11 protein-coding genes, 1 pseudogene and 1 riboswitch are annotated in these 12,084 nt (G+C 69.4%); of the genes and pseudogenes, 5 read left to right on the forward strand and 7 right to left on the reverse strand.

The features are described from left to right. Nucleotides 1–423: 423 nt before the first annotated feature. The 4 genes and pseudogenes from ACFWN2_RS45780 (at nucleotide 424) to pth (ending at nucleotide 2,148) form a co-directional block, all read left to right on the forward strand. The gene (locus ACFWN2_RS45780) at nucleotides 424–1,026 is read left to right on the forward strand and encodes a 50S ribosomal protein L25/general stress protein Ctc (RefSeq protein WP_382437027.1); all 603 of its coding nucleotides are present in this window, start codon (nucleotides 424–426) and stop codon (nucleotides 1,024–1,026) included. 71 nt (nucleotides 1,027–1,097) lie between these two features. Next, nucleotides 1,098–1,187: pseudogene (locus tag ACFWN2_RS45785) on the forward strand (DivIVA domain-containing protein); the annotation flags it as partial. A 141-nt stretch (nucleotides 1,188–1,328) separates the two neighbouring features. Further along, nucleotides 1,329–1,595: a DivIVA domain-containing protein gene (locus ACFWN2_RS45790; protein WP_382437028.1), complete on the forward strand. Its 267-nt coding sequence runs from the start codon at nucleotides 1,329–1,331 to the stop codon at nucleotides 1,593–1,595. Beyond that, complete coding sequence (gene pth / locus ACFWN2_RS45795) at nucleotides 1,585–2,148, forward strand: aminoacyl-tRNA hydrolase (protein ID WP_382437029.1); 564 nt, start codon at nucleotides 1,585–1,587, stop codon at nucleotides 2,146–2,148. Before ACFWN2_RS45790 ends, pth begins: the two co-directional genes overlap by 11 nt. On the opposite strand, the gene ACFWN2_RS45800 is transcribed toward pth, so the two are convergent. After that, on the reverse strand, nucleotides 2,145–3,758 hold the full coding sequence (locus ACFWN2_RS45800; protein ID WP_382437030.1) for a fatty acyl-AMP ligase: 1,614 nt from the start codon (nucleotides 3,756–3,758) through the stop codon (nucleotides 2,145–2,147). The two genes, pth and ACFWN2_RS45800, sit on opposite strands and share 4 nt — an antisense overlap. 100 nt (nucleotides 3,759–3,858) lie before the next feature. On the opposite strand from ACFWN2_RS45800, the gene ACFWN2_RS45805 reads away from it, so the two are divergent. After that, nucleotides 3,859–5,196: a DivIVA domain-containing protein gene (locus ACFWN2_RS45805; RefSeq protein WP_382437031.1), complete on the forward strand. Its 1,338-nt coding sequence runs from the start codon at nucleotides 3,859–3,861 to the stop codon at nucleotides 5,194–5,196. A gap of 60 nt (nucleotides 5,197–5,256) precedes the next feature. Here ACFWN2_RS45805 and ACFWN2_RS45810 read toward each other — a convergent pair whose 3' ends face one another. The 6 genes from ACFWN2_RS45810 to rsmA all read right to left on the reverse strand — a co-directional run bounded on the left by ACFWN2_RS45810 (nucleotide 5,257) and on the right by rsmA (nucleotide 11,828). After that, nucleotides 5,257–7,029, reverse strand: coding sequence for an ABC-F family ATP-binding cassette domain-containing protein (locus ACFWN2_RS45810; RefSeq protein ID WP_382437033.1), 1,773 nt, complete (start codon nucleotides 7,027–7,029; stop codon nucleotides 5,257–5,259). 46 nt (nucleotides 7,030–7,075) lie between these two features. Further along, complete coding sequence (locus tag ACFWN2_RS45815) at nucleotides 7,076–8,038, reverse strand: 4-(cytidine 5'-diphospho)-2-C-methyl-D-erythritol kinase (RefSeq protein ID WP_382437034.1); 963 nt, start codon at nucleotides 8,036–8,038, stop codon at nucleotides 7,076–7,078. Nucleotides 8,039–8,095: 57 nt separating this feature from the next. After that, nucleotides 8,096–8,896, reverse strand: coding sequence for a MetQ/NlpA family ABC transporter substrate-binding protein (locus ACFWN2_RS45820; RefSeq protein ID WP_382437035.1), 801 nt, complete (start codon nucleotides 8,894–8,896; stop codon nucleotides 8,096–8,098). A gap of 28 nt (nucleotides 8,897–8,924) precedes the next feature. Further along, the gene (locus ACFWN2_RS45825; protein ID WP_382437037.1) at nucleotides 8,925–9,608 is read right to left on the reverse strand and encodes a methionine ABC transporter permease; all 684 of its coding nucleotides are present in this window, start codon (nucleotides 9,606–9,608) and stop codon (nucleotides 8,925–8,927) included. After that, nucleotides 9,605–10,603, reverse strand: coding sequence for a methionine ABC transporter ATP-binding protein (locus ACFWN2_RS45830; protein ID WP_382437038.1), 999 nt, complete (start codon nucleotides 10,601–10,603; stop codon nucleotides 9,605–9,607). The genes ACFWN2_RS45825 and ACFWN2_RS45830 overlap by 4 nt, the downstream gene beginning before the upstream one ends. Nucleotides 10,604–10,824: 221 nt before the next feature. Continuing rightward, nucleotides 10,825–10,918: riboswitch (SAM riboswitch) on the reverse strand. Between the two features lie 88 nt (nucleotides 10,919–11,006). Then, nucleotides 11,007–11,828 (reverse strand): 16S rRNA (adenine(1518)-N(6)/adenine(1519)-N(6))-dimethyltransferase RsmA, encoded by an 822-nt coding sequence (rsmA, locus tag ACFWN2_RS45835; protein ID WP_382437039.1) that lies wholly within the window; start codon nucleotides 11,826–11,828, stop codon nucleotides 11,007–11,009. Nucleotides 11,829–12,084: the final 256 nt, after the last annotated feature.

A 12,084-nucleotide genomic window follows, 5' to 3' on the forward strand; every position in this document is an offset into this window, starting at 1 on the left:
TGCCATCAGCCCACAGGCAGCGCCATCCCCCGATCAGATTGCCGGGGGTCTGGGGGCAGAGCCCCCAGGGGAAGCACGCAAGGCGACCAGGCCGCACGCAAAACGACCCACCCGCAAACTCGCCGCCACAAAACCGCCGCAGGACAACGGCGCCCCACCCCGCACAACAGCCTGCAAAACCCACCCCACACCCCCCGATTGGCCTCCCACCCCAGCACTCACCTACACTGGTCGGGTTGCCTCGGCGAGGGCGAGCTCCCAGCTCGGCGTGATCGACGCGGTGGCTTGATGCCGCGCGTGTTGACCCCTGTTCCGCGCTGCTCGCCGCCGCAGGCCACCACAAGCCTCACCCGCAAGCCTCACCCGCGAAAACTTGTGCACCGCCCCGACGTACAAGGCCAGACTTGTAAGGAGTACCCCACCGTGTCCGAGGTCCGTCTCGCCGCTGAGCAGCGCACTGAATTCGGCAAGGGCGCCGCCCGCCGTACCCGTCGCGCCGGCAAGATCCCCGCGGTGCTTTACGGCCACGGTTCCGACCCGAAGCACCTGGCCCTGCCGGCGCTCGAGTTCGCCCGTGTCGTCCGCGAGCACGGTCAGAACGCCGTCCTCACCCTCGCCCTCGGTGGCGAGAGCGAGCTGGCGCTCACCAAGACCGTCACCACGCACCCCATCAAGAACTACATCGAGCACGTCGACCTGCTGCTCGTGAAGCGCGGCGAGAAGGTCACCGTCGACATCCCCGTCGTCGTGACCGGTGAAGCCGCTTCGGGCACGCTCGTCACGCAGGACGCCACGACGATCACCGTCGAGGCCGACGCGCTGAACATCCCCGAGCAGGTCGAGCTCTCGATCGAGGGCAAGGAGGCCGGCACCCAGATCCACGCCGGCGACCTGGAGCTGCCGCAGGGTGTCACCCTGGCCACCGACGCCGAGGCCCTGATCATCGCCGTGAACGAGGCGCCGTCCGCGGCGCAGCTCGAAGGCGACGAGACGGCTGCCCCGGCCGAGGTCACCGAGGAAGACTGAGCCCCATCACGTCGGGCCGAAACGACGGCGCGTCGCCTCCTCACGAGGGGGGCGGCGCGCCGTCGCAGTACCTGGGCCCGGCGGACGTCCGGTCGAAGACCTTCCGCCGCAAGCGGCAGGGCTACGACCCCGGCCAGGTCAACGAGTTCCTGCAGATCATCGCCGACGCGCTCGCCGGCCGGCTGCGGCTGAACCCGGACCACATCCGCACCGTCAGGTTCGCGGCGGTCCCGAACGGCTACGACCCGCTGAGCGTCGACGGCGTCCTGCACCTGCTGGAGTTCCAGGTCCGCAACGGCATCGTGCCGCCGACGGGCCTGCGCAGCGGCAAGGACCTGCACGAGCGCAAGCTCCCGAAGGCGGGCACCGGCTACGATCGCGCCGAAGTCGACGCCTTCATCCTGCGTGCCGCGGCCAACCTGGACGGCCGTGGCTCCATGACCTCCACCGAGGTCCGCAACACCCGGTTCAGCACCACGTCCGGCCTGCTGGGCAAGGGGTACCAGGTGCAGGCCGTCGACACGTTGCTGGACGATCTCGAGCAGGAGTTGCGGTTCCGTGGACGCTGACCTCGCCCTCGTCGTCGGGCTGGGCAACCCAGGCCCCAAATATGAGGGCAACCGCCACAACATCGGCTTCCTGGTCCTCGACGAGCTGGCCGCGCGCATGAGCGGCAAGTTCAAGGCCCACAAGTCGGGCGCCGAGGTCGTCGAGGGCCGTCTCAACGGCCACCGCGTCGTCCTCGCCAAGCCGCGCAGCTTCATGAACCTCTCCGGCGGCCCCGTCGCGAGCGCCGTGAAGTTCTTCAAGCCCACCACCGTCCTCGTCGTCCACGACGAGCTGGACCTCCCGTTCGCCCAGCTGCGCATGAAGCTCGGCGGCGGCGACAACGGCCACAACGGACTCCGCTCCATCACGAAGTCCCTGGGCACGAAGGACTACCACCGCCTCCGCTTCGGCGTGGACCGCCCGTCCGGGCGCCAGGACCCTGCCGACTACGTCCTCAAGGACTTCTCGACCGTCGAACGCAAGCAGCTCGCCCTGGAGATCGACCGGGCGGCGGACGCGGCGGAGGCCCTCGTGTCCAAGGGCCTCGAAGCCGCGCAGAACGCCTTCCACTAGACCAGCGCGGCCGCCGCGGACCGCCGGAGCTTGCCCGACGGCGTCTTCGGCAACGTCCCCGGCGGCTGCACCACCACGGCGAACGGCCGCAGCCCCACGGCGTCCACCACGCGGGCCGTGACCTGCTTGACCAGGTCCTTCTCGGCGGCGTCGTCGCCGGCGAGCTTCGACTCCAGCACCACCGCGAACCGTTCGCGCTGCGTTCCGGCGTCGAGTCGCACGGCGACGGCGTTGCCGGCCCGCACACCCTCGACCGAGCAGGCGGCACGCTCCACATCGGTCGGGTAGATGTTGCGGCCGCCCATGATGATGACGTCCTTGCGCCGCCCGCAGACGACGACCTGGCCGTCCTCGACCAGATACCCCACGTCCCCGGTGGACAGCCAGCCCTCGGCGTCCTGAGTGGCCAGTGGGCCGTTCACGGTCAGGTAGCCGGGGGTGACGGCCTCGCCGCGGATCTGGAGCTCACCGACGTCCCTGACGCCCAGCACGGCACCCGTGTCCGAGACCACCCGCAGTTCCAGGCCGGGCAGCGGCGGTCCGAGCAACGGGAACGCGCGCCCCTCGGCGGACGGCACGGCCCTGCGGTCGGCCTCCACGGCGTCCGCGTCCACCACGTCCACCGAGAGACCGGTGAACAGGGGTGCGAAGGCCACGCCGAGGGTGGTCTCCGCCATCCCGTAGGCCGCGAGGATCGACTCGGGACGCAGCCCGAACCGGGCACCCGCGGCGACGAACGCCTCCACCGCCGCCGGGTCGATCGGCTCGGCTCCGTTCAGCGCCAGCCGCATCGAGGACAGGTCGAACGAATCGGACGAAGAAGCCAGGCGGCGCGCCACGATCGCGTAGGCGAAGTTCGGCGCGGCGGTGATCGTGCCGCCGTGACGGGTGATCAGGTCCGCCCACAGCGTCGGGCGCGACAGGAAGTCGACAGGGGTGACCTTCACCAGTTCCAGACCGAACAGCATCGGCACCGTCAGGAACCCGACCATGCCCATGTCGTGGAACAGCGGCAGCCACGAGACCATGACGTCCGAGGCCGGATCCAGGGCCGCCGCGATGCGCATTCCCTCGGCATTCGCCATCAGGTTGCGATGTGTGATGCGAACAGCTTTCGGATCGGCCGTCGATCCACTCGTCAACTGCAGCAGTGCCGTGGCATCCTCGTCGGTGGGAACAGGAGCAGCGATCGGTTCCGCGTCGAGTTCGGAGAGCAGTTTGTAGGGCACTCCGTGCTGGTCCAGAACGGCAGCCAGGGCGTCGAAGGGGCTGCCGAGCAGGACCAGGTGCGAATCGATCATGGCGAGCACCCGCAGCGTGTCCTCGGCCCACTCGGCCAGGTCGGTGCGTGGTGTGGGTTGATGCAACATCGTGACGCTGCCACCACACAGCCATGCGGCCTGCACGGCTGGGGCGATCACGGCTGGTTCGGCGGCGAGCACGGCGATCGCGGTGCCCGGCGCCACGCCGAGCGCACCGGCCATCCGCCGGGCGCGTTCGTGCACCTCGGCCCAGGTCCGGCGAACGGGCGCGGCGGGTTCACCCGTCGTCATGCCCCTGTCGCCACCGTTGGAGGCCGTCGCCAGCATCACATCCACGAACTGACTCATGTTCGCGATCGTAGTGGCGGCCTTTGGTCCATCAGGGCGAAACGTTATGCCACGCGAAACGCGATACTCCCCAGTACAGGTACGCAGGAGGAGGTCATTGGTGGATCGGGGCGGCCCCGGAGCGCAGCATTCGCTACCCGCGCATCCGGCACCTCTGCTCTCCGCGCAGGACGTGGCCCTGGTCGCGTTCCACCGTCCCCCTCGTGGGCAGCGCGGGTACGACGCGGCTGAGGTGGACGCGTTCCTCGACAGGGTCGAGGGCACGATGAAGAGCAAGGACATCCTCACGCGTGAGGACGTGCTGGGCGTCAAGTTCAGCACGGCGACCCGAGACCCGGGCTACGACGTGAACGAGGTCAACGTCTTCATGGAGCTCGTGGCGGACACGCTGCGGTCCACTCCGCAACGCGTGCAGGCCGCCGCGCCGGCCCAGGGTGCCCACGCCACGTCGCAGGCGATGAGACCCGCGGTCCGGTTGTCGCCTGACGACGTCGCCGCCGTGCGCTTCCACAAGCCCAGACCGGGGACCCGCGGCTACCACGAGGGACAGATCGACGCGTTCCTCGACCGCATCGAGCAGACCCTGCGCGGCAGGGACAACCTGACCGCCCAGCAGGTGCAGGACGCCGTGTTCGGCGAGACCGCCCCCGGCACGTTCGGCTACGACTCCGAGGACGTCGACACGTTCCTCGACCTCGTGGTCCTGATGTTCGAGACCGCACCGCCGCCGCGCGACTCGGGCCCGCCGACCACCCAGATCCCGCCGCTCCCGCAGCAGCAGCAACGGCCGCAGCAGCGCCGCGCGCAGCCGGACCCGCGCCCCCAGCCCCAGCAGCGTCCCCGGCAGACCCAGTCGAAGCCACGTCCGCCCGCGCAGCAGCCCGCGTCCCAGCAGTCCGTGGAGGCGGCGAAGTTCACCGCCGCGGACATCCGCAACATCGCGTTCCACCGCCCTCCGCGCGGCCGCCGCGGCTACCAGGAGTCCCAGGTGGACGCGTTCCTCGACCGCATCGAGGCGACGCTGCTCGGCCAGGACAACCTGACCGGCAAGGACGTCCGCGACATCCGGTTCTCACGCCCGCTGATCGGCAGGCGCGGCTACGACGAGACCGAGGTCGACGCGTTCCTGGGCCAGCTGGAACAGCAGCTCTCCGGACCGGTGCGCAGCAGCATGCCGTCGGTCAAGTCGTGGAAGGACCTGCGCCAGCTGCGGATCCCCCAGGCGGCGTCAGGCCAGCGCGGCTACCGCACCGCGCAGGTCGACAGGATGCTGGAGGAGATCGGCGTCGCGCTCGACGGCATGCTCGGGGCGACCTCGGACGAGGTCATGAAGGCGCGCTTCAGCTACGCGTTGCTGTCCGGGCAGGGCTACGACACGTCGTTCATCGACGAGCTGCTGCCCCAGCTGGCCGACGAACTGCGCCGCAAGGGCAAGTAGCCCGGCGGCACCGGGTTCAGCCCTCGACAGCGGCCGTGAAGGGCTCGTGACCGCCGCCTGTCAGCCCTCGACGACCTCGGCCGCGGCCATCCACTGGGTCTCCACTTCGGACTCCTCCGCCAGCACGGCGCGGAGCTCGGCGTCGAGCTTGAGCAACCGGCCCGAGTCGGTCGCGGCCTCGGCCAGCGCCGCGTGCAGCTCGGCCTCCTTCTTGTGCAGCACCTCGAGCCTGCGCTCCAGCCGTGCCAGCTCCTTGCGGGCGGCACGCTGGTCGGCGGCGTTCGACGGCGCCTTGGCGGAGGTGGCGGGCGCGGCGGCGGACTCCCTGTCGCGCAGCGAGTCGCGGCGCCTCAGGTACTCCTCGATGCCACCGGGCAGCTCGGTCAGCCCGCCGTCGCCGAAGAGCGCCACCACCTTGTCGCACACGCGCTCGACCAGGTACCGGTCGTGCGAGATCACGACGAGCGTGCCCGCCCACGAGTCCAGCAGGTCTTCGAGCTGCTGCAACGTGTCGATGTCGAGGTCGTTGGTCGGCTCGTCGAGCAGCAGCACGTTCGGCTCGGCCATCAGCAACCGGCACAGCTGCAGGCGCCGCCGCTCACCACCGGACAGGTCGGAGACCGGCGTCCACTGCTTCTGCGACGAGAACCCGAACCGCTCGCCCAGCTGCGAGGCCGACATCTCGTACTTGCCGAGCACGACGCGCCGCGCGACCTCCTCGATCGCCTCCAGCACGCGCATCGACCCGTTGAGGTCGAGCAGCTCCTGCGAGAGGTGCGCGATCTTGACCGTCGAGCCCTGGATCCGCTTGCCCGTCTCGGTTTCGCGCTCACCGGCCAGCAGCTTCAGCAGCGTCGTCTTGCCGGACCCGTTGACGCCGACCAGACCGATCCGCTCGCCGGGCCCGATGCGCCACGTCAGGTCGCGCACCAGCACGCGGTCCGGAATGGACAGTGTGGCGTCCTCGATCTCGATCACCGTGCGACCCAGGCGCTTCTTGGCGAACGCGAGCAGCTCGACGTTGTCGCGCAACGGGGGCACGTCCGCGATCAGCGCCTCGGCTGCCTCGATCCGGTAGCGCGGCTTCGAGGTCCGCGCGGGCGCGCCGCGGCGCAGCCACGCGAGCTCCTTGCGCGCCAGGTTCTGCCGCTTCTCCTCCAGCGTGTCCGCGAGCCGCTGCCGCTCAGCGCGCGCGAAGATCCAGTCGGCGTAGCCGCCCTCGTACTGCTCGACCTTGCCGTTCACCACTTCCCACGTGCGGTTGCAGACCGTGTCGAGGAACCACCTGTCGTGGGTGACGACGACGAGCGCGCACTTGCGGGCCAGCAGGTGTTCCGCGAGCCACCGGACGCCCTCGACGTCGAGGTGGTTCGTCGGCTCGTCGAGCACGAGGAGTTCGAGGTCCTGGATCAGCGCGGCCGCCAGGACGACGCGGCGCCGTTCGCCACCGGACATCGTGGAGACCACGGAGTCGAGGCCCAGCGCCGTGATCCCGAGTCCGTCCAAAATGGACCGGACGCGGGCGTCGGACGCCCACTCGTGCTCGGCGTCGAAGCCGAGCGGGTCGATCACCGCGTTGCGCACGGTCGAGCCCTCGGGCAGCTCGGTCCGCTGCGTCACGACCGCCATCCGCAGGTCGCGCGACCGCGACACGCGGCCGTCGTCGGAGGGCTCCACCCCGGCCAGCACCTCGAGCAGCGTCGTCTTGCCGCCGCCGTTCAGGCCGACGACACCGATGCGGTCGCCCTCGTTGACGCCGAGCGACACGCCGTCGAGCAGCGGCCGGACGCCGAACGACTTCGACACGGACTCCAGGTTGACCAGGTTGGCCATCAAAACCTCACGACTAGTAAGAAACTGCCCGACGAAGGCTACCCACCTACGCGTGGACCTCGGGCGGGGTGGGCTTCGGCTCTTCAGTCGTGATCACGCGCGCGCCGGGCACCGGCCCGTGGGCCACCCGGACCGTCCGGCACACACCGGCACCGGCGAGTTCGGCGGCCACCTTCACGGCCGCGTCGCCGTCCTCGCACAGGAACGCCGTCGTGGGGCCGGAACCGGACACGATGCCGGCCAGCGCGCCCGCGTCGACGCCCGCGCGCAGCGTGCGGCGCAGGTTCGGGCGCAGGGAGACGGCGGCGGCCTGCAGGTCGTTGCCGAGCAGCAGCGCGAGCTGGCGGGGGTCCCCTGAGGACAGACCCTCCAGCACGGCCTCGACCGCACCGACGCGCGGCGGATCTCCCTCCGCGCGCAAGCGGTCCAGCTCGTCGAAGACGTCCGGAGTGGACAGTCCACGGCGGTCGAACGCCAGCACCCAGTGGAACTGGTGGCGGCCCAGCACGGGCACGATCCGCTCACCGCGGCCGGTGCCGAGGGCGGTCGCGCCGTAGAGGGCGAAGGGGACGTCCGCGCCGAGCTTCCCGGCCAGTTCGGCCAGCTCGTCGCGGCTGATGTCGAGGCGCCACAACGACGACAGGCCGACCAGCGCCGCGGCCGCGTCGGCACTGCCGCCCGCCATGCCGCCCGCGACCGGGATGGCCTTGCGGATGACGACGCGGACCTTGGGATCGTCCGCGTCCCTGCCGACGTGCGCGGCGAGCAGCTGGACCGCGCGCCACGCGAGGTTCGAGGCCCCGGTGGGCACCTGGTCGGCGCCCTCGCCGTGGACCTCGACGCCTGGTTCGTCGGCGACCGCGACCGTGACCTCGTCGACCAGCGACAGCGCCTGGAAGATCGTCACCAGGTCGTGGTAACCGTCCGGGCGCACGTCACCTACGGCCAGGTGCAGGTTGACCTTGGCCGGGACGCGAACTGTGACCGGGGGAGGAACGACTGCGAGCACCACGTCAGCCTACGGGCGTTCTGGGTCCCCGGACTCCTCCCCCGGTCGCAGTCACAGTCAGACCGGGATGACCGAACCGTTGTAGGTCTGCTTGATGTAGTCCTTGACCTGCTGCGATCCGAGCAGCTCAGCGAGGTCCTTGATGCGCTTGTCGTCCTTGAGCTCGGTGCGCGTGACCAGGCCGTTCGCGTTCGGGTTGCCCTCGGCCTTCTCCAGCGCGAGCGAGTCGGTGGCCGGCTTGAGGCCCGCGTCGATGGCGTAGTTGCCGTTGATGACGGACGCGTCGGTGTCCTCCAGCGAACGCGGCAGCTGAGCGGCCTCCAGGGGCACGAACTGCAGGTTCTTGGGGTTCTCCGCGAGGTCGCGCACGGTCGGCTGGTCGACGGCCTTGAGCTTGATCAGGCCGTTGGCCTCCAGCAGCTTCAGGCCGCGGGCCTCGTTCGTGGCGTCGTTGGCGACGGCGATCTTGGCACCGCTGGGCAGCTCGTCGAGCTTCTTGACCTTCTTCGAGTACAGGCCGAGCGGCTCGACGTGGACCGGCTGGACCCACTCGACCTTCGCGCCGGACTCCTTGGTGAACGTCTCCAGGTACGGGACGGTCTGGAAGTAGTTGGCGTCGAGCGACCCGTCGACCAGCGCCGTGTTGGGCTGCACGTAGTCGGTGAACTCGACGACCTCGATCTTCAGACCCTTCTGGGCGGCGAGGTTGTCCGCCACGTACTTGAGGATCTGGGCGTGCGGAACCGGTGAGACGCCGACCTTCAGCGTGTCGGAAGCGCTGGCACCACCCGACGAGCAAGCGGACAGAGCAGTCAAACCGGTCAAAGCGACTGCGATCAGGGCAGCACGAATACGCATGACGTTCCTTTTGAGAAATTGCTACGGGTCAGACGGAGGCGTGCCGGCGCCGGTCGGACGCACGGGCGGCACGGGTGAAACCGAGTTGGATCACGGTGGTGAGCACGGCGAGCCACGCCACGGTGCTCCACAGGATCCGGTCGTTGAAGCGCTGGTAGCCCTCACGGATCGCCAGGTCGCCGAGGCCACCGCCACCGATCACGCCCGCCATCGCCGAGTACCCGATGAGGGCGATCACGGTGACGCCGATGGCGTTGATCAGCGCGGGCAGCGACTCGCGGATGAGCACGCTGCGCACGATCTTGAGAGTGCTCGCACCGGTCGTGATCGCGGCCTCGACCACGGTCACGTGCACCTCGGACAGGATGTTCTGCACCAGCCTGCCGACGAATGGGATCGCTCCCACGGCCAGCGGCACGATGACCGCCGTGCTGCCGATGGAGCCACCGACGATCAGGCGCGTGACGGACGTGAGGGCGACGAGCAGCACGATGAACGGCATCGAGCGGCCCAGGTCGGTGACGAAGCTCAGGATCCTGTGCACCGCGGTGTTCGGCCGCAGCCCGCCCTTGGCGGTGAGCTGCAGCCAGACACCCACGGGAACGCCGAAAACTGTTGCGATGACGGTGGAGACGCCGACCATGTACAGCGTTTCTCCGGTGGCCTCGACGAGATACGCGATCACGTCGGACCAGGGTGTTGCAGACCTCACGCAGCTACTCCCTGCGGCCCCTTCAGGGACCTCTGCACAGCGCCGCCGGCCTCGCCGATCCACTCGAGAGCGGAGTCGGAACGTTCGCCGTTCAGCCCCAGGCGGAAGCGCGCGACCGGGGTCTCACCCAGGCGCGTCAGGCCACCGCCGACGATGTTCAGTTCCACGCCGAACCGGTGCGCGGCCTCAGGAAGCAGCGCGCCGACGGCGGCGAACCCGACGAGCACGACGTCCGCGACGCGGTCGTAGCTGCTCTCGTTGATCGGGTTCAGGTCGACCGCGGGCAGCAGCGCACTGCTCGTGCGGCTGGCCGGGTTGTTGACCAGGTCGAGCACCTTGCCGTGTTCGACGACGCGGCCCTGGTCCAGCACGGCGACGTCGTCGCAGATCTTCCGGACCACGCCCATGTCGTGCGTGACGACGAGCACGGTGACACCCAGCTCAGCGCGCGCACGGTCGAGCACGGTCAGCACGGAACCGGTGGTCTCCGGGTCCAGCGCGGACGTGGGCTCGTCGGCGAGCAGCACGGACGGGTTGGCGGCGAGGGCGCGCGCCACGGCGATGCGCTGACGCTGCCCGCCGGACAGCTGGTCGGGGTACGCGGCGGCCTTGTCGGTGAGCCCGACGAGGTCCAGCAGCTCGCCGACGCGGGTGCGGCGCTGCGGTCCGGGCACGCCGGCGGACTCCAGCGGAAGCGCGATGTTGCCGGCCGCCGTGCGCTGGCGGAGAAGCGAATCCCCTTGCGGCACAACGCCGATCTGCCGACGAGCGGCCCTGAGCGCGGACCCGTCGAGGCTGGTGATGTCGGTGCCGTCGACGCGGATCGCCCCGGAGTCGGGACGCTCCAGCAGCGCGACGCACCGGGCGAGCGTGGACTTGCCGGCACCGCTCGGGCCGACGACACCGAGCACGGTGCCGGCCTCGACGTCGAGGGTCACGCCGTTGAGGGCGGAGACGCCCTGGAAGGACTTGGTGAGGTTTTCGACAGTGATCACGTCTGCTCCACGGCTGCGCGCGACGGCACCTCGCCCGCTCGTGGCGGACGTGCGCGGTCGAATTTTCTGCTCAGGTGTGTGCGCCACTCGTTGACTGAGTGCGCGTCAAAGGACTTTTAGAAGGCGCCTTAGACGAGGTGGCGACGACATGCAGAAGACGAGCGACGGCACTGGTCGATGACTCGACGGCGCGTCAGCATTCGCACGGTACCCATGGTGCTCCTCCATCGGTCCTGGCGTTAGCACCTGCCCGCATCCAGCGGGTGGTTGCTGCGACGTCGTAGAGCCAGGTCTCTCAGTCGCTCCGGATGGCAAGTAGCAGTCAACCGGACGGACGTTCGGTTGCGCAAGCCAAAACCCGATTCGTTCGACAGATCACACTGATGGCCGATGGATCCCCGGCCTAGACCTCCGCGATCCGGATGAAGTCGATCACGCTGAGCTGCTCCCCGCGCTGCTGCGGGTCCACGCCGGCCTTCTCAAGCAGTTCGTCGACGTTTGCCATGTGCCCCTTGAGGGCAGCCCTGAGGGTCTTGCGGCGCTGCGCGAACGCGGCGTCCACGATCTTGAAGAGCTTCTTGCGGTCCACAGTGGACAACGGCTTTTCGTGGCGCTGGAAGGAAACCAGCCCGGAGTCGACGTTGGGCGCGGGCCAGAACACGTTCTTGCCGACCGCGCCGGCCTTCCGCGCCTCCGCGTACCAGGCGAGCTTCACGCTCGGCACCCCGTAGATCTTGTTGCCGGGCTTCGCGGCCATCCGGTCGGCCACCTCGGCCTGCACCATGACCAGACCCTTTTGGAGGCTGGGGAGTTCGGCCAGGAGGTGGAGCACCACCGGCACGGCGACGTTGTACGGCAGGTTCGCGACGATCGCCGTCGGTTCGGCCGGCAGGTCTTCTTGGGTGACTTTCATGGCGTCCTTGAGGACGACGTGGAGCTTGTTCGCGTTCTCCGGGTCCATTTCTTGGACCGTCTGCGGGAGGCGGCTTGCCAGGGGTGGGTCGATTTCGACCGCGATGACCTTGGCTGCGTTGGGGAGGAGGGCGAGGGTCAGGGAGCCCAGGCCTGGGCCTACCTCCAGGACTACGTCTTCTGGGGTGAGCTCGGCCGCGGTGACGATCTTGCGGACGGTGTTGGGGTCGTGGACGAAGTTCTGGCCCAGTTTTTTGGTTGGGCGGATGTCCAGCTCTGCGGCTAGACGGCGGACTTCGGCAGGACCCAGCAGGCTCACCGGGGCATTCTCTCAGGCTTGGTGGTGGGTGGGGTTGGTGGGCGGGTCGGGGTCGGCTTGTGTTGGCCTGTCGCTGTTCCAGCGGGGTGGTCGCCTTGCGTGCGAGTGGTCGCCTTGGGCGAGTGGTTGCGTGGGCCTTGTCGAGCCGGGTCATTTCATCGCCGCTTCGCGACGATCGCGATTGGGGCTTGACTTCGGGGCCCTTGCGAGGCCTTCCTCGGCCTAGAAAAGGCCGGTCTGTGAAGCCCGG

This window comes from Lentzea sp. NPDC058436, assembly GCF_042721515.1.
Classification (GTDB): Bacteria; Actinomycetota; Actinomycetes; order Mycobacteriales; family Pseudonocardiaceae; genus Lentzea.

Excerpts from the sequence above, each read along its gene's own strand:
- ACFWN2_RS45800 (WP_382437030.1), bottom strand. The coding sequence starts at position 3,758 with ATGAGTCAGTTCGTGGATGTGATGCTGGCGACGGCCTCCAACGGTGGC.
- ACFWN2_RS45810 (WP_382437033.1), bottom strand. The coding sequence starts at position 7,029 with ATGGCCAACCTGGTCAACCTGGAGTCCGTGTCGAAGTCGTTCGGCGTC.
- ACFWN2_RS45820 (WP_382437035.1), bottom strand. The coding sequence starts at position 8,896 with ATGCGTATTCGTGCTGCCCTGATCGCAGTCGCTTTGACCGGTTTGACT.